This is a genomic window from Polaromonas sp. YR568 (assembly GCF_943369415.1).
Lineage (GTDB): Bacteria > Pseudomonadota > Gammaproteobacteria > Burkholderiales > Burkholderiaceae_C > Polaromonas.
Window position 1 is genome coordinate 42,494 of record NZ_CALRNF020000037.1, and the last position, 20,279, is coordinate 62,772.

Sequence of the window (20,279 nt, forward strand, 5' to 3'; positions counted from 1 at the left end):
GTGCCTACCAGTCCCCCGAGGCGCCGCCGCCGCCAAAATCGCCACCGCCGCCGCTGCTGAAACCGCCGCCGCCACTGCTGCTTCCGCCGCCCCAGCCACCGCCGCCAAAACCGCCCGTGGTCCAGCCGCCCGAAGAACGGCCGCCGCGGCCCAGCGCGCCCAGGCTGGTGATCAGCGCGAACACCGTGCCCACGAGCACGGCCGCACCTGCGACGATCAGGCTGCTGGTGAAGATCCAGGCCAGCACGCCGACCACGCCGCCGGTCGCGATGGAGCCGAACTTGCGGCCCAGGATGCCCGCCGCGATCCGCCCGCCTATCGGCACGGCAAAAAACAGGAAGATGGCCAGGTCCGTCCATTCAAAGCCGCCGTTCTTGCCGGCGCCGCCGCCCTGCGCGGGCGCCGGCAGGTTCTCGCCGCTGATCAGCGCGATCAGCTGGTCGGCCGCGGCATCGAGCCCGCCGGCGAAGTCGCCCTGCTTGAAGCGCGGCGTGATGGCCGTGTCTATCACCTGCCGCGCCGCGAGGTCGGGGATCGCGCCTTCCAGTGCCTTGGTGGTTTCTATGCGCACCTTGCGGTCGTTTTTGGCCACCACCAGCAGCAGGCCGTCGCCCACGCCCTTGCGGCCTATCTTCCAGCTGTCGCCCACACGCTGCGCATAGGCGGCGATGTCTTCCGGCTGGGTGCTGGGAACCATGAGGATCACCACCTGCGCGCCGCGGCTTTGTTCAAAGGCCGCGAGCTTGGCTTCGAGCGCATCGCGCTGCGCGGCATTCAGCGTGCCGGTGCCGTCCATCACATGCGCCGTCAGCGCGGGCACCGGCTGCACGCCGCCCTGCGCCCAGGTCGCCAGCGGCAGCCAGGCGGCCAGCATCAGGCCCAGCACAAGCCGGGTGCTGAAGCTGGAAGTGATGAAAGCCGCGGGGTGCCGCATTTATTTCTTGTTGAAGTCCACCACGGGCGGCGTGGAGATCTGCGCTTCGTTTTGCACCGCGAAGTTGGGCTTGACCTGGTAACCGAAGACCATGGCCGTCAGGTTGTTCGGGAAGCTGCGCGTGAGCACGTTGTACTCCTGCACGGTCTGGATGTAGCGGTTGCGCGCCACGGTGATGCGGTTCTCCGTGCCTTCAAGCTGCACGCGCAGGTCGCGAAAGCCCTGGTTGGCTTTCAGGTCGGGGTAGCGTTCGCTGACCACCATCAGCCGGCTCAGTGCGCTGCCCAGCTCGCCCTGCGCCGCCTGGAACTTGCTGAAGGCGGCCGGGTCGTTCAGGGTCTCGGGCGTCACCTGGATGGACGTCGCCTTGGCGCGCGCTTCGATCACCTTGGTCAGCGTGTCCTGCTCAAACTGGGCTTCACCCTTGACCGTGGCCACGATGTTGGGCACCAGGTCGGCGCGGCGCTGGTACTGGTTCAGCACCTCGGACCAGGCCGATTTGGTCTGCTCGTCCAGGCGCTGGAAGTCGTTGTAGCCGCAGCCCGAGAGCAGCAGGCTCAGTAAAGCCGCGAAGGCCAGGTGCAAAGAGCGGATGATTGAAAAGCGGGGTAGCGTCATGGAAATGCCTCCGAAAATGCAAGTTGCAACACTAACATAGTCGTATGCCACTGTTCTCCCACACCCGCGCCTCCGGCAGCACGCTGCAAGCCCTGCAGTCCGCCTTGCGCCCGCCGGCGCCCGGCGCGGCCAAACCGCGCCTGCTGGTGGCCGGCGCCACCGGCGTGCTGGGCAACGAGGTGCTGCGCCGCCTGGCCGGCAGCGGGCGTTATGCGCACACCGAGGTGCTGGCCACCGAAGCCATGGCGACCGGCCTGTCCGGCGTCGGCATCGCCTTGACGGGCGCGCCCTTGCCGATCGAACAATGGCCCGCCAGGCCCTTGCCCGCGCACACCGGGCTCATCATGTTCGAGCCGCCGCGCATGTATTACGGACGTGAGCGCACGCTCTGGACGCCCGAACCGTCGGAGCTGCCCGCGCTGGCGCAGTGGCTCCAGCGCTGCGGCGTGCAGACCCTGGTGGTCGTCGTGCCGCATGCCACCGGGCGCCTGCCCGATGCGCTCAAGCGGGGCCTGGCCAACCTCGACGAGCAGGCCGTCGCCGCGCTGGGCTTTGAGCGCCTGCTGCTGGTGCGCTCGGCCCGCAAGCCGCAGGACGCGGCGGGCAGGAATTTTCTGGAGAAGCTCGCGGCCTGGATGCTGTCCACCCTCCGGTTCATGATTCCCCAGGCCGAGCAGCCCGTGCGGCCCGCCAAGCTGGCCGAGTTTGTCGATGCCGTGCTGCAGGTGCTACCGCCGGGCACCCACGTGGCCGCGCCCGAGCTGCTGTGGCAGGCCAACCAGAGCAGCGGCGGCCGCTTTGGCGGCGGCACCATGCACAGCGTGGTCCAGGCCTGGCTTGCTGCGGCGCGCAATCCCGCGCAGAATTCAACACCAGACGCCGGGCCGGATTGACGCCGGCGCTGTCCTTGCCCGAACCCTTTTGCCAGACCCCATGCCCAAACCCAAAGTCCCGCCCGCCAGCAGCGGCAACGCCGACGACATCGAAGCGGCTTTTTACGACGCGCTGCAAAGCGGCGACATCGACAAACTCATGGCTTGCTGGGGCGACGAGGACGACATCGTCTGCGTGCACCCCGGCGCCGCCCGGCTCGTGGGGCCGGCGGCCATACGCGCGGCCTTCGACGCGATGTTCGCCAACGGCACCATACGTGCCCAGCCCATCAAGGTGCGCAAGGTCGAAGCCATGAGCGCCAGCGTGCACAGCGTGCTCGAACGCGTCGAGGTGCTGACCGAAGAAGGCCCGCGCCACGCCTACGTCATCGCCACCAACGTGTACCACAAGACCGCGCAAGGCTGGCGCATGGTGGCGCACCACGCCAGCCCGGGCACGCCGCGCGAAATGCAGGAAGTGTCGGAAACACCCACGGTGCTCCACTGAACTCTGTAGACGCGTGGAGCCGGCCATGAACTACGCCGCGCCCTGGTGGCTTCCGGGCGGCAACCTGCAAACCATCTGGGCCGCCTTGCGCTCGCGGCGCTTCCTCGGGCCGCAGCCGGTGTTTCGCCGCGAGCGGTGGACGACGCCCGATGAAGACTTCGTGGATGTCGATTGGCTGGTCACGTCTGAGGCCTCCGCGCCCAGGCCCTTGCTGGTCGTCTTCCACGGCCTCGAAGGCTCCTCGGCCAGCCACTACGCAGAAGCCCTTGCCGACGCCGCCCGCGAACGCGGCTGGGCCTGCGCGATCCCGCATTTCCGCGGCTGCTCGGGCGAACTCAACCTCGCGCCGCGCGCCTACCACTCGGGCGACTTCGCCGAGATCGACTGGATACTGCGGCGCTTCGCGGCCCAGCACACGGGGCCGGTGGTGGCCGTCGGCATTTCTTTGGGCGGCAATGCGCTCATGCGCTGGGCCGGCGAGATGGGCGCCGAAGCGCGGCAGATCGTCGCCGGCATTGCCTCCGTCTGCTCGCCGCTGGACCTGGCCGCCAGCGGCTGGGCCATAGGCCGGGGCTTTAACCGCCAGGTCTACACGCGCATGTTCCTCAAGACCATGGTGCCCAAGGCCCTGAAAAAGCTCGAGCAGCACCCCGGCCTGTTCGACCGCGAGCGCCTGCTGGCCGCGCGCGACCTCTATGCCTTCGACAACGTCTTCACCGCGCCCGTGCACGGCTTCAAGGACGCCGACGACTACTGGTCGCGCGCCTCGGCCAAGCCGCACCTGCACCGCATCGCCGTGCCCGCGCTGGCCCTGAATGCGCTCAACGATCCTTTTGTGCCCGCCTCCAGCCTGCCGCAGGCCAGGGAAGCCGGCCCCCACGTCACGCTGTGGCAGCCGGCCGAAGGCGGCCACGTGGGCTTTCCCTCGCCGCCCTTTCCGGGCCACGTGCGGGCCATGCCCTACATGGTCACAGGCTTTCTGGCGAGCCAGCTGTGAGCCGGCGCGGCGCACAATAAACCCATGGACGACATTGTTCGGCAGGCGATCGCCAAGTGGCCCAACGTTCCCGACTGCTACGGCTGGCTCGGGCTGGACGCGCGCGGCAACTGGTACATGCGCGACGACAGGGCGCAAGCGGCGGGCCCCTTCGCCGGCGTGCGGGGCGCCGACACCGCGCGCAACATGGCGGCCAAAGGCTCGCTGCTCAAGCACGACAAGCTCATCGACTTCATCCAGCGCAACTACGAAAGCGACAAGGCCGGCCGCTGGTTCTTCCAGAACGGCCCGCAGCGCGTGTATGTGGAACTTGAAGCCACGCCCATGGTCTGGCGCCTCGGCCCGGCGCCCCTGTTTGCCGTCGCCGCCCACACCGGCGCACCCGCGCGCACCCAGCGCTGCATCGTCGACGAAGCGGGCCGGGTCTATCTTGAAACCGACATCGGCTTCGGCCTGGTCCACACCCAGGACATGACGCACGCCGCCGACGCGGTGGAGCAGGGCCTGTGGGTGCCCGAGGAATGCCCGGCCCGCGATTTGCCCGGCCGCTTCGGCTACGTGCGCAGCCCGCAGGCGCTGCAGGACAAGCCGCCCCCCGCCGTCGGTTGATGGCATGTGCGGCAGGCACAAAAAAGCCGGTCAGTGACCGGCTTTTTTTGTGAGGGAGGGGTCGCTTACTTGACCGCGTTCACCATGTACTGCACCACGGCCTTGATTTCGCCGTCGGATGCCGAGGAGCCACCCTTGGGAGGCATCGCGCCCTTGCCCTTGATGACGCTGGCGGTCAGAGCATCGACGCCGGCGGCCACGCGCGGGCCCCAGGCGGCTTTGTCGCCCAGCTTGGGGGCGTTGGCCACGCCGGCCACGTGGCAGGCAGCGCACACCTGGCCGTACAGCGCGGGGGCGGCATTTCCGGCTGCAGCCGGGGCGGCGGCGGGCGCTGCGCCCTTGTTGGCGGCGGCCAGTGCGGCCACGACGTCCGGCGATGGCGCGGCAGCGGCGGCCGTCGCATCAGCGGGAGCCGCTGCGGCTGCGGCAGGCGCCGCGGGTTCGGCGAACTTGCCGCCGGCGGCTGCCGTCATGTACACCACCGCGCGGCCGACTTCAACGTCGTCAAAGTCGCCGCCGCCTTGCGCGCCCATGGCGCCCTTGCCCTTGAGGGCCGAATGCCAGAGGGCGTCGAAGCCGGTCTTGATGCGCGGGGCCCAGGCGCCCGCGTCGCCGAACTTCGGTGCGCCGGCGGCGCCCGTGCCGTGGCAGGTCACGCACTGGGCTTTGTAGACTTCTTCGCCGGATTTGAGGGGACGGTTGGCATCGCGGATTTCAACCGAGCCGATTTTCTGGATGCGCTGCGCCACGGCTTTGGCGTCTTCGTCCGCGCCGGCCGCCGGCTTGTTGGCCGACGTGACGTAATAAACCAGGCCGATGATGGCAAAAACGGGGACGACAAAAGAGAAAAATACCGCTGCCAGCAGCTGCTGGGGCGTCTTGATCGGGCCAGTGTGGGCTTCTTCGTGGGCCGTGGTGTGGTCGTTTGCGCTCATGGCGTCCTCAAAAAACTAAAAATCGGGGGGCTATCGCGTGTTGTGGGGCGCGCCGTACAGCGCTTGCTCAGCAACCGCAGATTATAACTGGGGCCTCGTGAAGTCCCGGGGAGCGCCGCGGCCGGCTGGTAGAATCAGACCCGCTGCGCGCCGTGGACCACCCGCGCAGTGCAATTGCCCTGATTCCGCGCCCTCCGGCCGCGAATTCCGGCGCAAACCGTTTTCCCAGCGTTGCGGCTGTAGCTCAGTGGATAGAGTATTGGCCTCCGAAGCCAAGGGTCGTGGGTTCGATCCCCGCCAGCCGCACCAATTTGCCACCGAGACTCTCGGGCTGATCCGGTTGCGAGTTATTGAAGGTAGCAAGCGCGAATCAAGTCTCCATCAAGCGGCGACACATCGGATTCTCTGCTTATACCTATAACCGTGTTTGCCTGTTTAGGATCGTCGACAAGCTCGCCTCTGGCCCGTGCATGCAACGTCATTAAAGTGAGCATGTCCGGTCTGACTATTTCGCAGAGCGCTCGAAGCATCAGCGAAACCCCGCCGAGATTCCCGTGCACACTATTTTGAAATCTCGGGTTTTCCTTGAGGGCAATGTCGGCCCATAGAACTTCACGTTGATCCAGATCCAAGACCAGTGGTAGGCTGATCCTTGCATCGGATGCCAGGTCGATCCGATCTACAACAGTACGGGCTTCGAAAATCTCGCCCGAGTTAAGGTTTGTTCTAGACATCCAGCCCGCAAAGCATTCCGGCAGATTGCAGTAGGGTTGACCGGAGTAACTGTTCAGGCTCATCACAACGAAGCGCACTCCACGTGCTCGAAGCTGTTGAATGTCCAAGTCAATGAACTCCGCTGCTCCTTTCGGGGCATCAACAATGTCTCCACTGTGATGTGCGCCCCAGCCGCGAAGGTTGTAGAAGGCAATTGAGTCGATAAACTGATAGTCTCCGCCGTAAAACACGGCTGAAAGGTCGATGTCCGTGCGGGAAGACCCGTTCATCCACCACAAAAACATTCGCACGAATCCACCCGGCGGCATGCTCACCCGGCTGCCGCGAGCGAGTGTGCGGAGCGATTTAGAGGCCGCGCGTTGAGTCAGGGGCACAGCAAACTTCGCGAGACCCTTGTCGACAAAACAACGACCAAGCGGAGCCAGTTTTGAGAATCTCGCCAGCAGAGCTTGCTCACAAATGTCCGACGCTTTTAGCGCATCCGAGGGCTTGACTGTCGGACGATTCTCCTTGATGGCGAACAGCTTTGCAGCATCTCCTTTGGGGGCAAATACGCGCAACCCAAGCCCCTTACTTCGAGACTTGAAATGCGTTAGAACTTGAAGCAGAACTGACGTCGAAACTCGGACGGCAACTGCTTCAAATCGCTGAAGGACGTCCTGGCTCGCATCTGCCTTCCTCAGGAGCACATCCAGACGTCGGGCAAACTCACCGGGACGCCCTTCCAGCGCGCCTATTGCTGCATCAAAATTTCCGGCTGCAAGCGCGTTTTCAATGCGGCTGTTGAAGGTGGAATAGGGCTTCCCGCTTCTGATGGTGTCAAAAGCATTCAACGTCACTGGAAAAGTGCGCGCGTATTCACCTGGATGGAGGCGTTCACCGAGACGCTTCCACTGTTCCTGGCGCCGCAGCATGTCTTCCACTGGGTCGGCTGAGCGCTCAAGAAGACCGAGCAGCATTTTGCGTTGCTTCCGAGAAAAGCTTTTGAACTTGGATGCCGCCGTCAGCGACACGTCGCCGCCTGACAAACCTACAGCCAATCGCAACACGTCCGTAGCCGTGGTGAAATGAGCCTCAATGAAAGTGATCGAACGTTCATCTTGAACGTGTTCCAGAAGAAGCGCGCCGAGATGAGCAACATTCTCTTTGAATGGAAACTTTTGGGGTAGTAGCCGGAAAATTTCCGTGCGGTATTGACGCACGAACCATTCCAAATCCGACTTGTCTTGCGCCGATAGGGATGCCGCCGAGCCAGCAAGGCGCGTACAGATCGCTTCAAAATCTTCGACTGTGCCCAGGTCGATAATTTGACGTACTCGGTTATTCAGCATCGGCGAGCGTTGGGATTGCTCGGAAACGGCCAACCGCTGAAGCGTCAAATAGTGTTGGACGGCATTCTGGTAAAGCTCCACTTCCGTCAGCTTCATTACCTCTAAAGGAAAGCCGGGGTAAAGCGGAACATGTTTTCTATGCGCACCTACTCCAGCGCTTAAATCCTTGAAAAGGCTGCGTAGCGCTCGCGCAAGTCCCTCGGCGTCCATCGTGGCAAGCCGGTCAACAACATCTTGTGAGAGAACATAACCCAGTTCCTCAATCTCCCGTTGCACCGTGGCTACCTGTTGCGGCGTACAACCGCCTTGGCCGGGACGCAAAACGAGCTTCAATTTTCGGCGGAAGTAGATTTCGTTCATAGCCGCTTAAAACAAAAAAATGCCCGCTGAAATAGCAGGCGAGTGACGGAAAGCGGGAGCCCTAGGTTTCAGATTTAGAAGGAAGGACTCCCATAGCCGTCGCCTCAATGTTACCGCAGCGGGCTAGGGTCGAACCTTGAACGATATTTGAGGCTCTGGTTTGAGGTGCGCATTCGTTTGCTCAAGTTGGCTCTCGTCGCAATCGAGGTGGTTCCGGCGGCCCAGGTGGGCGCTTATCAGCAAACAGCAAATAAAGCAGCGACAGCGGGCTGAAGATGAGGATAAGAACGAACCATACCCATTTGCCGTTCTTTGCTGCGCTCACCATTGACCATATCCACAGCACAAGGAGGCCGAGCCCCACCAGAAAAGTAGCAGCGAGAATAAAGACAGGTAGCCAGTCGTTCATCGAGTTCACTCCTTGTGCAAATTCTCTGCGGTTTCCATTTCGGGCTCAAGAGAGGTCGCGAATGACGCGCTGGGTTTTGGGGTAGATATCCCCGCCAGCCGCACCATACCTCATCCGCCTCAGCGCAACCCCAGCGCCTCCCGCAACAACTCAATCCTCAAGTTCGCCACCGCGCCCCGATAGATCAACTCCACAGGCGCAGGTGGAATCGCCGGCGACACCTTCAGCGACTTGACCTGGCCCAGGCTTTGCGCGAGGCGTGAGGCCGGCGTGGGCGCGATGCTCAGGCCGGCGCCTGCCGCCACCAGTTGCACATTGGTGCCGGGGCTGGTGGATTCGATGACCGGTTGCGGCGCGACGGCGCCGGCCTTCATGAAACTTTCTTCAATCAGGCGCCGCGCCATCGACGTCCTGGCCGGCATCACCCAGGGTTCGCGTGCGAGCTGTTGCCAGTCGACCTTGCGGGCGCGTGTGAGCGGGTGCTCGGGCGGCGCGATGACGCTGAATTCGACTTCGAACAGTCTTTCAAAGCGCAGGGCCGCGGGCCCGGCTTCGGGCATCTGCATGGGGTGGCTGGTGACCAGGGCATCGACTTCGCCGTTGAGCAAGGCCTGCATCAGCATGGGCACGCGTTCCTCCAGCAAGTGCATGCGCACCGGCGGGTCGCGCTGGGCCAGCCTGGCCAGCACCTTGGGCAGGTAGCCCTGGGCTACGAAGGGCGGCGCGCCTATGCGGATGATGGCGGCCGCGCGTTCGCCGGCTTCGGCTTCGCCGCGTAAATGGGCCAGCTCCTGGAGCAGCAGCGCCGCGCCGCGTATCGCGATGGCGCCCTGGGCGGTGGGGGTGACGCCGCGCGCCGTGCGCGTGAACAGCGCGAAGCCGAAGGCACTTTCAATTTCGCCGAGGGCCTTGCTGACGGCGGGCTGGGTCAGGTTCAGCGTTTGCGCGACGGCGCGCAGGCTGCCGTCACGCTGCAGCTCGGTGATGAGCCGCAGGTGCCGGAAGCGCAGGCGCGCCACCAGGTGGTCGACTTGAGAGGGCGGTGCGGACATGGCGATAACCTAAAGTAATCAATCACTGAAAAGATATCACTTTTGGATATCCAGCGGTAGCTCTATCCTTCAGGAAAACCACAAAGGAGACAACCATGGACCGCCGCTCGTTTTGCGTCAGCGCTATTTCCACCGCCTTGCTCGCACCGGCCGCCGCCCGCGCGGCCGATGCCTATCCCAACAAACCCGTACGCATCGTCGTGCCCTATGCCGCGGGCGGCGGGCCCGACATCCTGGCGCGGCAGCTGGGCCCCAAGCTGGGGGATGTGCTGGGCCAGGCCATCGTGGTCGAGAACAAGGTCGGCGCGGGCGGCGTGCTGGCCGCGCAATACGTCGCGCAGCAGCCGGCCGACGGCTACACCGTGCTGATGGGATCGAATTCGCACCTGATCCAGAAGGTGCTGCAGCCTTCGCTCAAGTTCGACCCGGTGGGCGACTTCCTGCCCGTGACCCTGGTCGCCACGTCGCCCAGCGTGCTGCTGGTGGCGGACAACTCGCCTTACCGCAAGGTCGAGGACCTGGTGGCGGCGCTGCTCGCCAACCCCGGCAAGATGAATTACGGCTCGGGCGGCATAGGCTCGGCCGCGCACCTGGGCGGCGCCACCCTGCTGTCGCTGAGCGGCGCGCAGGCCACGCACATTCCGCTCAAGGGTTCGGTCGAAATCCCGCTCTCGCTGCTGCGCGGCGACACCGCGTTTGCGTTTGCGATTGCCGGCACGGCGGTGCCGCAGGTCAAGGGCGGCAAACTGCGCGCCCTGGCCGTGACCTCGGCCGCGCGCCTGAAGGAATTGCCCGGCGTGCCGACGCTCAACGAGGTCATGCGCAACGAGCTGACCGTGCAGGAATTCTGGTTCGGCCTCTGGCTGCCCGCCAAGGCGCCGGCCGACGTGGTTGCCAGGCTCTACGCCACCACCGTGCGCACCCTGGCGGACCCGGCACTGGCCGTGCAGTTTGAAGCCGCGGGCAACCGGGTGGTGCACAGCGACAGCCCGCAGGCCGACGCGGCCTTTGTGCGCAATGAATACCGCAAGTGGGCCGAGATCATCCGGCTCACCGGCATCACCGCCAGCTGACAAACAAGCAAGCAAGAGAGAAAGCCAAAGATGTCAAAACCGCTGGAAGGCGTTCGCGTACTGGATTTGTCGCACGTCATCGCAGGCCCCCTGGCCTCCTTCTACCTCGCGCAGATGGGCGCGGAGGTCATCAAGATAGAGCCGCCCAACGGCGGCGAAGTCATGCGCACCAGCAAGAATCCCAGCGAGGGCGACACGCCCACCGCCTTTGTGGCCATGAATGCCGGAAAGCGTTCGCTGGCCCTGGACATCCGCACGCCGGAAGGCGCGGAGATGGTGCGCTCGCTGGCGCTGACGGCGGACGTCTTCATCGAGAACTTCCGCCCCGGCGTGGTGGCCAAGTACGGGCTTGATTTCGAGTCCATCAAGGCCGTCAAGCCCGACATCGTCTATTGCTCGATCTCCGGCTACGGCCAGACGGGCGAGTGGTCGGGCCGCGGCGCTTACGACCACGTGGTGCAGGCGCTGACCGGCATGATGATGATGTCGGGCGAGCACCCGGACGCGCCACCGCTCAAGGTCGGTTTTCCGGTGATCGACGTGGCGGTCGGCATGCTGGGCTCGCTGTCCATCGTCTCCGCGCTGCACCGCCGCGCGCGCGACGGCGCGGGCCAGTACATAGACGCCTCCATGGTGCAGGCCTCGCTGATGCTGATGTACCCGGCCGCGAGCGCCTTTCTGACGGACGGCACCGAACCCCGGCGCATCGGCAACCGGGGCTACACCGGCAGCCCGGCGGCCGACACCTACCCCTGCCTGGACGGTTGGCTGGCCGTCGCGGCCAACACACCGCAGCAGTTCCGCAAGCTCGCCGCAACGCTGGGCATGGAAGAACTCTGCGAGGACGCGCGCGCGCTGGACCTCGAGGCCTTCAATGCGCCGGGCCGGGGCTTTGTGATCCCGCGCGATGCGGACTATGTGATCGGCCGGTTGCGCGCCGCCTTTGGCAGCCACCAGGCCGCGGACCTGGAAACGCGCCTGAACGCCGCCGGCGTGCCGGCCGCCCGCGTGCGCAGGCTGGGCGAGTTCCTGCGTGAAACCGACGGCAGCGATTGCGTCGGCATGCCGGACTTCCGGTTTTCGCAGCGCGGGCATGAAGTGCGCACGCGCGGACTGGGTTTCAGCTGTGCCGACGACGGCGGGCCCAGTGCGCGCGGCGCCGAGGCGCTGGGGCACAGCACGCAGGCGCTGCTCTCCGAAATCGGCGTGGGGACGGAGGCCGCCGAGGCGCTGGTGCGTGCCGGCGTTGTGCATTCGCCTTCCCTGTCGCGCGAACCCACGCTGAGCACGTAAACACCCGGTCCCCTGATCCCTTGACCCCGCATGCGGCCCGCGGCCGTGGCTGTCCCACACATGGACGGCCGCAGCCGCATGCATCCAAACTTCCAGAGCAAGCCACACCATGTCCCTGATCGACGCCGTCATCGTTTCCACGGCCCGCACGCCCATAGGCAAGGCCTTTCGCGGTTCACTCAACAACATCAAGTCGCCCACCCTGATGGGGCATGCCATCCGCCATGCGGTGGAAAGAAGCGGTATTGAACCGGACCGCATCGACGACGCGGTCATCGGCTCGGTGCTGACCGCCGGCACGGCGGCTTCCAACATCGCGCGCCAGGCGGTGCTGGCGGCCGGCCTGCCGAACACCGTCAGCGCCCAGACCGTGGACCGCCAGTGCGCGTCCGGCCTGATGGCGATCGCCACGGCGGCCAAGCAGATCATGGTCGACGGCATGCAGGTGGTGGTGGCCGGCGGGCAGGAGAACATCTCCCAGGTGCAGAACCGCTACTTCGAATGGATGCAGGCGGAAAAAGACCCGCAGGTCACGCGCTTCGAGCCCCACGCCTACATGCCCATGCTGCTAACGGCCGAGCACGTCGCCGCGAAATACGGGATATCGCGCGAGGCGCAGGACGCCTATGCGCTGTTGTCGCAGCAACGCACGGCGCGCGCTCAAGACCAGGGCCGCTTCCTCGCGGAGATCGTGCCGATTGAAGCGACCACGCTGAAGGCCGCGCCCGGCGGGGAGTCCGTCATCGAAAACGTCGTGCTCGGCCGCGACGAAGGCAACCGCCCCGGCACCACGGCCGAATCCCTGGCCGGCTTGAAGCCGGTCGTGGAAGGCGGCACCGTGACCGCCGGCAACGCGAGCCAGCTGTCCGACGGCGCGAGCGCCTGCGTGCTCATGAGCGGCAAGCTTGCGCAGCAAAAGGGCTTGAATGCGCTTGGCATTTACCGCGGCATGGCCGTGGCCGGCACGGCGCCCGAAGAGATGGGCGTAGGGCCCATCTACGCGATCCCGAAGCTGCTCAAGCTGCACGGGCTCAGCGTCGACGACATAGGCCTGTGGGAACTCAACGAGGCCTTTGCCTGCCAGGCGCTGTATTGCCGCGACCACCTGGGCATAGACCCCGAAAAATACAACGTCAACGGCGGCAGCGTGTCCATCGGCCATCCCTACGGCATGACGGGCGCGCGCCTGGCGGGCCATGCGCTCATTGAAGGAAAGCGGCGCGGCGTGCGTTACGTGGTGGTCGCCATGTGCGTGGGCGGCGGCATGGGCGCCGCGGGGCTGTTTGAGGTGGCCTGATTTTTTTATCAAAAGCATGGAAAGAGAAGTGAAATGACAAAACTGCTGCACAACAAGGTGGCCATCGTCACGGGCGCCGGCCGCGGGCTGGGCCGGGCACATGCGCTGGAGCTCGCGCGCCACGGCGCTCGCGTCGTGGTGAACGACATCGGGGCCCGCCTGCCGGGCTCGCCCGCCGAATCCGTGGTGAAGGCCATCGAGGCACTGGGCGGCACGGCCTTTGCCAACGACGCGGACGTCACCCAGCCTTTGCAGGTCGCGGCCATGGTGGAGGACGCCGTGGCCCGCTGGGGCCGGGTCGACATCCTGGTCAACAACGCCGGCATCCTGCGCGACAAGAGTTTTGCCAGGATGAGCCTGGAGGACTTCCGCCTCGTGATGGAGGTCCACGTCATGGGCGCCGTGCATTGCACGCATGCCGTCTGGAATGTGATGCGCGGGCAGCAGTACGGCCGCATCGTCATGACCACCTCGTCGTCGGGCCTCTACGGCAACTTCGGCCAGGCCAACTACGGCGCCGCCAAGATGGCGCTGGTCGGCCTGATGCAGACCCTGGCACTGGAAGGCGAGCGCTACAACGTGCGGGTCAACTGCCTGGCGCCTACTGCCGCAACGGCCATGACCGAGGAACTGCTCACGGCGGAGGACCTCGCCTTGCTGGAACCGGGCGCGGTCAGCCCCGGCCTGGTGGCCCTGGTCGCCGACGGCGCGCCCACCCGCATGATCCTGCTGGCCGGCGCGGGCGGTTTTGAGCAGGCGAACATCACCATGACCCGGGGGATTTTTCTTCCCGGCGACGAGCGCGATGCCGAGGCCTTGATCGCGAGGCTGGATGAAGTCGCCGACCGCGAGGGGGAGTCCGTGCCGGCGACCGGTTTCGACCAGCTGAGGCACGAGGTCGCCAAGGCCAAACCCGTGCAGACCCACGGTTTGCGCGAGCCTGCGTGAATTGCGAAGGGAGACGGCGTGAGCCCTGATTGCCTATCTGCGAAGATAGCGTGCTTTATTTCAAGCAAACCCAGGAGCAAGCATGCAAGACGGTATCCACCCTGAGAGGCTTCACGCCTGCCCGAGCGCATGACGACGGCCGGCCAGCTGGGTTTCGGTTTTGACGAGGGCTTGCTGGCGATGGCCGCCGAGGCCGCAGCCGCCAAGGTGCGCAAGCCCAAGGCGGCCAAGCCGGTGGCGCTTGCGCCCGCGGCGCCCTCCGCCGCGACCGGCGACAGCCCCGAGGCCATGGCCCTGGCGCTGGAGCGGCATCCCGACTACCGCGTGCTCAGGCGCCTGGTGCCGGCCACGGAATTCCCCCACGCGCCGCTGGGGCCTGTCGCCACGGTGGTGATCCTCGACACCGAAACCACGGGGCTGGACAATTCGCGCGACCAGGTCATTGAACTCGCGCTGCTGCGCATCCAGGTCGATACCCAGACCGGCCTTGCGACGGGGCCGGTACAGGTGTACGACGGGCTGCGCGACCCGGGCATGCCGGTGCCGAAAATCGCGCGCGAGATCACCGGTATCACCGACGAGATGCTGGCGGGCCAGCAGCTTGACATGGCGCGCGTCGACAGCCTGCTGGCGGGCGCCGACCTCGTCATCGCGCACAACGCGGGCTTTGACCGGCCCTTCGTGGAAGGCCTGCTGCCGCAGGCGCAAGGCTTGAACTGGGCCTGCTCATTCGCCGACATCGACTGGACGGCCGCGGGCCACAGCTCGGCCAAGCTCAGTTACCTGGCTTCGGCGCTGGGCTGGTTTTACGATGCGCACCGCGCGGAGATGGACTGCCACGCCTTGCTCACGGTGTTGATGGCCGAACTGCCGGGTCTGGGCACCAATGGCCTGGCGCACCTGCTGGCCGCGGCCCGCCTGCCGAGCTACCGCCTGCAGGCCACCGGCGCGCCTTTCGCGGCCAAGGACCTGCTCAAAAACCGCGGCTACCGCTGGGACAGCACCGCCAAGGTCTGGCACACGCGGCTGGGCGGCGACGCCGCGCTGCAGGCCGAATGTGAATGGCTGCAGGAAGAGATCTACGGCGGGCGCACAGCGCGGCTGGCCTGGGAGCGTTACGATGCCGCGAGCCGCTATTCCGGCCGCGCCGGCGTCCCCGGCTGGGCGCAGCTGGGCGCTTGAATCCGTGCCGCCCGGCGCGGGAACATTCCGCGGCGGGTGGTGTCTGACACCCTTACGAATGAATCCAGGAGTTATCCATGAAGGCCTTTCAATCTCTTTCAGGCATGGCGGTCGCTGCGCTGCTTCTGGCTGGCTGTGCCTCCCCGCAGCCCGGCATGTCGCGCGAGCAGGTGCTGGCGAGCTGGGGAACGCCGACACGCACGGTGCCGCTGGCATCGGGCACGCGGCTGCAATATTCCGGGCAACCCACAGGCCAGACGGCCACGATGGTTGACCTCGATGCCGCAGGCCAGGTCGTGAGTGTGCGGCAGGTCCTGAACATCCGGGACTTCTCCAGGATAGAGGTCGACAAATGGACGCGCGCGGACGTGGAGCGCGAGTTCGGGCCGCCCGCGAAAACGGACGGCGTGGCCTCCTGGTCGGGCGACATCATGACCTACCGCTGGGTGGACGGCGACCAGGACATGTTCTTCTTTGTCTACCTGGATGCCGCCAAGGTGGTGCGGCGTGTCGGCCAGGGTATGGAGTTCCCGATCCGGATGAACGATCGCTGACTCCTTGTCCCCTTTCCCCGACTTGTTCCCTCTCCCCCTGGGAGAGGGTTAGGGTGAGGGCCGGCGGCGCACGAAATGCCGCGCGTCATGCTCCGGCCCTGGCCCTCACCCCTGCCCTCCCCCAGAGGGAGAGGGAGTAAGAGATTCCAGAGTGAGAAGGAGTAGAAGATCAGTCGCGCGAAGCCAGCCGGCCTATCTCCGGCCAGCGGTGGTGCAGGTACATCCAGGCCACCAGGCCTATGCACATCATCCCCAGTGACACGGCCGCCAGCGCGGGCGTGGAATGCATCACCAGCGGCGCGACGATGCCGGCCACGATGCCGTTGGCGGTCGAGCCGATAAAGGCCTGCAGCGACGACGCCATGCCGCGCCGCTCTGGGTACAGGTCCAGCACCAGCAGCGTGACGACCGGCACCATCAGCGCCCAGCCGAAGGCGAACACCGCGATGGGGAACAGCGCCCACGACACATGCGGCGCGAACAGCAGGTTGGCCGCCAGGTTCAGCACCGAGGTCACCAGCATGATGACGAAGCCGTGGCGTATCTGCTGCTTGGGCGCGATCTTGCCGGCCAGGCGGCCGCTCAGCCAGGCGCCGGACATGATGCCGGAGATGGTCAGCAGAAAAAACCAGAAGAACTCGGTGGGCTGCAGTGCCAGGTGGTCGCCCAGGAAGGCGGGCGCCGACAGCACGTACAAAAACATGCCGTTGAAGGGCACGCCGCTGGCCAGCGCCAGCAATAAAAAGCGCGGGCTGGAACCCAGCTGCCAGTAGCCGCGCATCAAATGCCGCACCTCGAAGGGCTGGCGGTCCAGCGGCGGCAGTGTCTCGGGCAGGAAGCGGAAGTTGGTCGCCCACAGCACCACGCCAACGCCCGTGAGGAACCAGAAAATGCTGTGCCAGCCCAGGTGCACAAACAGCCAGCCGCCCACGATGGGCGCCAGCGCGGGCGCCACGCCGAAATAAATCGTGACCTGGCTCATGACCTGCTGGGCCTGGGCCGGCGGGTACATGTCACGGATCACGGCGCGCGAGACCACGATGCCCGCGCCCGTCGACAAACCCTGCACGGCGCGGAAGAAGACCAGCTGGCCTATGCTTTGCGACAGCGCGCAACCGGCCGAGGCCAGGGTGAACAGCGCGATGCCCCAGAGCACCACCGGCCGGCGGCCGAAGCTGTCGGCCAGCGCGCCGTGGAACAGGTTCATGAAAGCGAAGCCGAACAGGTAGGCCGACAGCGTCTGCTGCATCTCCACCGGCGAGGCGCCCAGCGACTGCGCGATGCCGGAGAACGCAGGGATGTAGGTGTCGATGGAAAACGGCCCCAGCATGCCGAGGATGGCCAGCAGGGCGGCGAGTGTCCAGCGCGGGGCGCGCCAGAGCTGGTCGGCATTGGGGTTCATGCGTTTTTGAGTTTGAGGGCGGTTTCGTAGAGTTCGTTGCGGCCCACGCCGGTGATGTCGGCGGCCAGTTTCACGGCGGTCTTGAGCGGCAGTTCCGCCAGCAGCAGTTGCAGCACCCGCATGCCGTCTTCGGCGCTCTCGGGCACGGCGGACGGGTGCAGCACCAGGGCGAACTCGCCGCGCGTGCGCTGCGGCCCCGCGGCCAGCCAGGCCGCGAAGTCCTGCGCCGGCACGGTCGCGATTTCCTCGAATTGCTTGGTCAGCTCGCGCCCCACGGTGACGGGGCGTTCCCCCAGCACGGCCATGGCGCGCGCCAGCGCCTCGATGCGGTGCGGGGCTTCCAGGATGACGATGGCGCGGGCATCGGCCTGCAGCGCGGCAATCGCCTGGTCGCGCTCGCCGGCCTTGCTGGGCAGGAAGCCGGCAAACACAAAACCCGTCTCGCCGCCCGGGTTGCCGAGCCCGGCCACGCTGAGCACCGTGGTGACGCTGCTGGCGCCGGGCAGCGGCATGACGGTGAGGCCCGCCGCGCGGACCGCGGCCACCAGCCGCGCGCCCGGGTCGCTCACGGCGGGCGTTCCGGCATCGCTGACATAGGCCACGCGTTCGCCGCGCTGCAGGCGCTCTATCACCAGGCCGGCGGCCTGCGCTTCGTTGTGTTCATGCACCGCGAGCAGCGGCTTGTCGATGCCGTACTGGCGCAGCAGGGGCTGCGAGTGGCGCTTGTCCTCGCAGGCGATCGCATCCACGAGCTGCAGCACCTGCAGCGCGCGCAGGCTGATGTCGGCCAGGTTCCCTATGGGGGTGGCCACGACATAGAGGGCACTTTCCGGATAATGCTGCATGCCCGCCGCGGCGCGTGCCGCATCCAGGGCCAGGTCGAAAGAAGCGTTCAATGTGGTTTTCCAGAAAACAGGGTTCCAGGGTGCCGCCGGCAGGCGCGGCCGAGGGCGCGCGTCCCTTGTCCGGGCAGGTTACCACCAAGTCGCGCGGTGACGCCGCCGAGTCCGCGGCGCGCGCCTACCTGGGCCGGGCGGGCCTCAAGTTCGTCGAGGCCAATTATCGGACGCCGGGGCGCGGCGGCGGCGAGATCGACCTGGTGATGCGTGCACGCGACGGCACGCTGGTGTTCGTGGAAGTGCGCCAGCGCGCCGACGACGCGCATGGCGGCGCGGCGGCCAGCATCAGCGCCGCCAAGCAGCAGCGCATCGTGCTGGCGGCGCGCCACTACCTGATGCGTTTCGCCAGCCCGCCGCCTTGCCGCTTCGACGTGGTGCTGGTCAACGGCGCGCTGGACGGCAAGGCCGATGCCGCCATCGAGTGGATGCCGGCCGCGTTCGACGCCTCGTAAAAAGGCGGCTGCCGGCTTCTATGTCATAAGACATAGGGATTACACCGACAAAAGAGGCGCTGGAGGTACACTGCCAATCCTTAACAACTGCGGGCAGATCATGGCGCTGAGCAACAAGAATTCCCTGTTCATCTCTTTGCTGGAGGGCAGTGAATCGCTCTCCGGTGACTGGTTAAAGAATTTTGGCGTGACGCCCGGCCAGGATGCGCATGCATCGACGTCCAAAGAGGCCAGGGAGTTGCTCGGCGCCCTGGGTACCGCGTTGGGGAATGGCGCGGGCACATCCTTCGACGGCGAGGAGTGGGCGGACGTGAAGCATGTGCTGGAGGCCCTCTCCCGTTCGCGCGCCGCGCAGGGCCGCACGGCCGGCGAAACCAGTGCTTTCATCCTGGCGCTCAAAACCCCTCTTTTCACCGCTTTGCCCAAGCTCGTCGGGTCTGACCCCGGCAAGCTGATCGAGGCGGTGGAGCTGGTGTCGGGCACGGTCGACAAGATGGCCCAATGGACCGTCACGACCTACCAGCGCGCGCGTGAAGACATCATCAATCGCCAGCAGCACGAGCTCCTGGAACTTTCGACCCCGGTGATCAAGCTGTGGGACGGCGTCCTCGCCGTGCCCATGATAGGAACGCTGGACAGCGGCCGCACGCAGCTCGTCATGGAGTCGCTGCTGCAGCGCATCGTCGAGACCGAATCGACCCTGGCCATCATCGACATCACGGGCGTGCCGACGGTCGACACGCTGGTCGCGCAGCACCTGCTGAAAACCGTCACCGCCATCCGCCTCATGGGCGCCGATTGCATCATCAGCGGCATCCGGCCCCAGATCGCGCAGACCATCGTGCACCTGGGTATCGATCTGCAAGGCGTGACGTCCAAGGCCACCCTGGCCGACGCCCTGGCCCTGGCGCTCAAACGCACCGGCTACGTGGTCACCCGCCCCGCCAAGACCGTCTGAAGGCCGCCATGTACCGCATTCCGATTTTGCAGATGGGGCGCTCGCTCCTCGTCACGATCCAGATGGACATGGAAGACCAGACCGCCCTGGCCCTGCAGGATGACCTGGCGGCGAAGATCACCAGTTCCGGCGCGAACGGCGTGCTCATCGACATTTCCGCGCTGGAGATCGTCGATTCCTTCGTCGGCCGCATGCTGGCCGGCATCTCCGGGATAGGCCGCCTGCTGGATGCCACGACCGTCGTCGTGGGCATGCAGCCGGCCGTGGCCATTACCCTGGTCGAGCTCGGCCTGTCGCTGGAAGGCGTGAAAACCGCGCTGAACGTCAGCCGCGGCATGGAGCTGCTCAACGCGGCGACGGGCGGAGACTCTCTTGGCGCATGAAGCCAAAGGCAGTTGCCCCCTGCGCACCGAGGCCGACATCGTCATGAGCCGGCAGGTCGTGCGCGGCCTGACCCAGCAGCTGAAATTCTCCCTGGTCGACCAGACCAAGATGATCACCGCCGCGAGCGAGCTCTCGCGCAACACCGTCGTCTACGGCGGCGGCGGCGAGATGGCGTGGGAGGTCCTGGATACCGGATCGAAGACCGGGCTTTTGCTGAAATTCAGCGACAAGGGGCCGGGCATCCCCGACATGGGCCTGGCGCTGAAAGACGGCTGGACCTCCGGCAAAGGCATGGGCCTGGGACTGTCGGGCAGCAAGCGCCTGGTGCACGAATTCGACATCCAGTCCGCCGTGGGTGAGGGTACTTGTGTGAGCATCACCCGGTGGAAGTAGCCCGCGGCTCATTGCACGCGGTCTTCCCCATGGAAGACCTCAGCAGGGTGGGCCAGGCGCGCAGGCACGCGGCCCTGCTGGCCG

The 20,279-nt window shown here is 66.0% G+C and carries 22 protein-coding genes and 1 tRNA gene; 15 read left to right on the top strand and 8 right to left on the bottom strand.

Translation table 11 applies throughout. From position 1 onward, the window contains the following. Positions 1-4: 4 nt before the first annotated feature. Both ACLV74_RS20710 and ACLV74_RS20715 read right to left on the bottom strand, forming a co-directional pair. The gene (locus tag ACLV74_RS20710) at positions 5-934 is read right to left on the bottom strand and encodes a TPM domain-containing protein (RefSeq protein ID WP_411881304.1); all 930 of its coding nucleotides are present in this window, start codon (positions 932-934) and stop codon (positions 5-7) included. Beyond that, positions 935-1,552 (bottom strand): LemA family protein, encoded by a 618-nt coding sequence (locus ACLV74_RS20715; protein ID WP_411881305.1) that lies wholly within the window; start codon positions 1,550-1,552, stop codon positions 935-937. Positions 1,553-1,596: 44 nt separating this feature from the next. On the opposite strand from ACLV74_RS20715, the gene ACLV74_RS20720 reads away from it, so the two are divergent. From ACLV74_RS20720 to ACLV74_RS20735, 4 genes are read left to right on the top strand one after another with little or no spacing between them, the layout of a single operon-like run. Then, positions 1,597-2,445 carry a hypothetical protein gene (locus ACLV74_RS20720; RefSeq protein WP_411881306.1) on the top strand — a complete coding sequence of 283 codons (849 nt, stop codon included), beginning with the start codon at positions 1,597-1,599 and terminating at the stop codon, positions 2,443-2,445. Between the two features lie 40 nt (positions 2,446-2,485). Beyond that, positions 2,486-2,932 (top strand): YybH family protein, encoded by a 447-nt coding sequence (locus tag ACLV74_RS20725; protein WP_411881307.1) that lies wholly within the window; start codon positions 2,486-2,488, stop codon positions 2,930-2,932. A 25-nt stretch (positions 2,933-2,957) separates the two neighbouring features. Beyond that, positions 2,958-3,929 carry a YheT family hydrolase gene (locus ACLV74_RS20730; protein WP_411881308.1) on the top strand — a complete coding sequence of 324 codons (972 nt, stop codon included), beginning with the start codon at positions 2,958-2,960 and terminating at the stop codon, positions 3,927-3,929. A 24-nt stretch (positions 3,930-3,953) separates the two neighbouring features. Continuing rightward, entirely contained in the window at positions 3,954-4,538 is a 585-nt protein-coding gene (locus tag ACLV74_RS20735; RefSeq protein WP_411881309.1) for a DUF2946 family protein, read from the top strand. Positions 4,539-4,603: 65 nt separating this feature from the next. On the opposite strand, the gene ACLV74_RS20740 is transcribed toward ACLV74_RS20735, so the two are convergent. Beyond that, positions 4,604-5,473 carry a c-type cytochrome gene (locus ACLV74_RS20740; RefSeq protein WP_411881310.1) on the bottom strand — a complete coding sequence of 290 codons (870 nt, stop codon included), beginning with the start codon at positions 5,471-5,473 and terminating at the stop codon, positions 4,604-4,606. A gap of 233 nt (positions 5,474-5,706) precedes the next feature. Here ACLV74_RS20740 and ACLV74_RS20745 point away from each other — a divergent pair. Then, positions 5,707-5,782: transfer RNA gene (locus tag ACLV74_RS20745), tRNA-Arg, on the top strand. Between the two features lie 38 nt (positions 5,783-5,820). Here ACLV74_RS20745 and ACLV74_RS20750 read toward each other — a convergent pair. The 3 genes from ACLV74_RS20750 to ACLV74_RS20760 form a co-directional block, all read right to left on the bottom strand. Then, positions 5,821-7,899 (bottom strand): TerD family protein, encoded by a 2,079-nt coding sequence (locus tag ACLV74_RS20750; RefSeq protein WP_411881311.1) that lies wholly within the window; start codon positions 7,897-7,899, stop codon positions 5,821-5,823. Positions 7,900-8,080: 181 nt separating this feature from the next. Further along, positions 8,081-8,308, bottom strand: a complete 228-nt coding sequence (locus ACLV74_RS20755) for a hypothetical protein (protein ID WP_411881312.1) — start codon at positions 8,306-8,308, stop codon at positions 8,081-8,083. A 119-nt stretch (positions 8,309-8,427) separates the two neighbouring features. Further along, positions 8,428-9,360, bottom strand: a complete 933-nt coding sequence (locus tag ACLV74_RS20760) for a LysR family transcriptional regulator (protein WP_411881313.1) — start codon at positions 9,358-9,360, stop codon at positions 8,428-8,430. A gap of 95 nt (positions 9,361-9,455) precedes the next feature. Here ACLV74_RS20760 and ACLV74_RS20765 point away from each other — a divergent pair, with 95 nt between their 5' ends. The 6 genes from ACLV74_RS20765 (at position 9,456) to ACLV74_RS20790 (ending at position 15,707) form a co-directional block, all read left to right on the top strand. Beyond that, positions 9,456-10,433: a tripartite tricarboxylate transporter substrate-binding protein gene (locus ACLV74_RS20765; protein ID WP_411881314.1), complete on the top strand. Its 978-nt coding sequence runs from the start codon at positions 9,456-9,458 to the stop codon at positions 10,431-10,433. A 30-nt stretch (positions 10,434-10,463) separates the two neighbouring features. Further along, positions 10,464-11,726 (top strand): CaiB/BaiF CoA transferase family protein, encoded by a 1,263-nt coding sequence (locus ACLV74_RS20770; protein WP_411881315.1) that lies wholly within the window; start codon positions 10,464-10,466, stop codon positions 11,724-11,726. Positions 11,727-11,841: 115 nt separating this feature from the next. Continuing rightward, positions 11,842-13,023: a thiolase family protein gene (locus ACLV74_RS20775; protein ID WP_411881324.1), complete on the top strand. Its 1,182-nt coding sequence runs from the start codon at positions 11,842-11,844 to the stop codon at positions 13,021-13,023. A 33-nt stretch (positions 13,024-13,056) separates the two neighbouring features. Then, positions 13,057-13,971 (top strand): SDR family NAD(P)-dependent oxidoreductase, encoded by a 915-nt coding sequence (locus tag ACLV74_RS20780; protein WP_411881316.1) that lies wholly within the window; start codon positions 13,057-13,059, stop codon positions 13,969-13,971. A 129-nt stretch (positions 13,972-14,100) separates the two neighbouring features. Continuing rightward, entirely contained in the window at positions 14,101-15,153 is a 1,053-nt protein-coding gene (locus ACLV74_RS20785; protein ID WP_411881317.1) for a 3'-5' exonuclease, read from the top strand. A 77-nt stretch (positions 15,154-15,230) separates the two neighbouring features. Further along, positions 15,231-15,707, top strand: coding sequence for a hypothetical protein (locus ACLV74_RS20790; protein ID WP_411881318.1), 477 nt, complete (start codon positions 15,231-15,233; stop codon positions 15,705-15,707). 169 nt (positions 15,708-15,876) lie between these two features. On the opposite strand, the gene ACLV74_RS20795 is transcribed toward ACLV74_RS20790, so the two are convergent. Next, the gene (locus tag ACLV74_RS20795) at positions 15,877-17,109 is read right to left on the bottom strand and encodes a multidrug effflux MFS transporter (RefSeq protein WP_411881319.1); all 1,233 of its coding nucleotides are present in this window, start codon (positions 17,107-17,109) and stop codon (positions 15,877-15,879) included. Continuing rightward, complete coding sequence (gene rsmI / locus ACLV74_RS20800) at positions 17,106-17,954, bottom strand: 16S rRNA (cytidine(1402)-2'-O)-methyltransferase (RefSeq protein ID WP_411881325.1); 849 nt, start codon at positions 17,952-17,954, stop codon at positions 17,106-17,108. Before rsmI ends, ACLV74_RS20795 begins: the two co-directional genes overlap by 4 nt. A gap of 50 nt (positions 17,955-18,004) precedes the next feature. On the opposite strand from rsmI, the gene ACLV74_RS20805 reads away from it, so the two are divergent. The 4 genes from ACLV74_RS20805 (at position 18,005) to ACLV74_RS20820 (ending at position 20,195) form a co-directional block, all read left to right on the top strand. Beyond that, on the top strand, positions 18,005-18,460 hold the full coding sequence (locus ACLV74_RS20805; RefSeq protein ID WP_411881320.1) for a YraN family protein: 456 nt from the start codon (positions 18,005-18,007) through the stop codon (positions 18,458-18,460). A 100-nt stretch (positions 18,461-18,560) separates the two neighbouring features. Continuing rightward, positions 18,561-19,418 (top strand): STAS domain-containing protein, encoded by an 858-nt coding sequence (locus ACLV74_RS20810; protein ID WP_411881321.1) that lies wholly within the window; start codon positions 18,561-18,563, stop codon positions 19,416-19,418. Positions 19,419-19,426: 8 nt separating this feature from the next. Beyond that, positions 19,427-19,801 carry an STAS domain-containing protein gene (locus ACLV74_RS20815; RefSeq protein WP_411881322.1) on the top strand — a complete coding sequence of 125 codons (375 nt, stop codon included), beginning with the start codon at positions 19,427-19,429 and terminating at the stop codon, positions 19,799-19,801. Continuing rightward, the gene (locus ACLV74_RS20820; protein ID WP_411881323.1) at positions 19,791-20,195 is read left to right on the top strand and encodes an anti-sigma regulatory factor; all 405 of its coding nucleotides are present in this window, start codon (positions 19,791-19,793) and stop codon (positions 20,193-20,195) included. The genes ACLV74_RS20815 and ACLV74_RS20820 overlap by 11 nt, the downstream gene beginning before the upstream one ends. Positions 20,196-20,279: the final 84 nt, after the last annotated feature.

Coding starts and splice junctions, on each gene's coding strand:
- ACLV74_RS20735 (WP_411881309.1), top strand. CDS start 3,954: ATGGACGACATTGTTCGGCAGGCGATCGCCAAGTGGCCCAACGTTCCC.
- ACLV74_RS20805 (WP_411881320.1), top strand. CDS start 18,005: ATGTGGTTTTCCAGAAAACAGGGTTCCAGGGTGCCGCCGGCAGGCGCG.
- ACLV74_RS20765 (WP_411881314.1), top strand. CDS start 9,456: ATGGACCGCCGCTCGTTTTGCGTCAGCGCTATTTCCACCGCCTTGCTC.
- ACLV74_RS20790 (WP_411881318.1), top strand. CDS start 15,231: ATGAAGGCCTTTCAATCTCTTTCAGGCATGGCGGTCGCTGCGCTGCTT.
- ACLV74_RS20720 (WP_411881306.1), top strand. CDS start 1,597: ATGCCACTGTTCTCCCACACCCGCGCCTCCGGCAGCACGCTGCAAGCC.
- ACLV74_RS20815 (WP_411881322.1), top strand. CDS start 19,427: ATGTACCGCATTCCGATTTTGCAGATGGGGCGCTCGCTCCTCGTCACG.
- ACLV74_RS20795 (WP_411881319.1), bottom strand. CDS start 17,109: ATGAACCCCAATGCCGACCAGCTCTGGCGCGCCCCGCGCTGGACACTC.
- ACLV74_RS20730 (WP_411881308.1), top strand. CDS start 2,958: ATGAACTACGCCGCGCCCTGGTGGCTTCCGGGCGGCAACCTGCAAACC.
- ACLV74_RS20780 (WP_411881316.1), top strand. CDS start 13,057: ATGACAAAACTGCTGCACAACAAGGTGGCCATCGTCACGGGCGCCGGC.
- ACLV74_RS20760 (WP_411881313.1), bottom strand. CDS start 9,360: ATGTCCGCACCGCCCTCTCAAGTCGACCACCTGGTGGCGCGCCTGCGC.
- ACLV74_RS20785 (WP_411881317.1), top strand. CDS start 14,101: ATGACGACGGCCGGCCAGCTGGGTTTCGGTTTTGACGAGGGCTTGCTG.
- ACLV74_RS20740 (WP_411881310.1), bottom strand. CDS start 5,473: ATGAGCGCAAACGACCACACCACGGCCCACGAAGAAGCCCACACTGGC.
- ACLV74_RS20715 (WP_411881305.1), bottom strand. CDS start 1,552: ATGACGCTACCCCGCTTTTCAATCATCCGCTCTTTGCACCTGGCCTTC.
- ACLV74_RS20750 (WP_411881311.1), bottom strand. CDS start 7,899: ATGAACGAAATCTACTTCCGCCGAAAATTGAAGCTCGTTTTGCGTCCC.
- ACLV74_RS20755 (WP_411881312.1), bottom strand. CDS start 8,308: ATGAACGACTGGCTACCTGTCTTTATTCTCGCTGCTACTTTTCTGGTG.
- ACLV74_RS20810 (WP_411881321.1), top strand. CDS start 18,561: ATGGCGCTGAGCAACAAGAATTCCCTGTTCATCTCTTTGCTGGAGGGC.
- rsmI (WP_411881325.1), bottom strand. CDS start 17,954: ATGCAGCATTATCCGGAAAGTGCCCTCTATGTCGTGGCCACCCCCATA.
- ACLV74_RS20710 (WP_411881304.1), bottom strand. CDS start 934: ATGCGGCACCCCGCGGCTTTCATCACTTCCAGCTTCAGCACCCGGCTT.
- ACLV74_RS20770 (WP_411881315.1), top strand. CDS start 10,464: ATGTCAAAACCGCTGGAAGGCGTTCGCGTACTGGATTTGTCGCACGTC.
- ACLV74_RS20725 (WP_411881307.1), top strand. CDS start 2,486: ATGCCCAAACCCAAAGTCCCGCCCGCCAGCAGCGGCAACGCCGACGAC.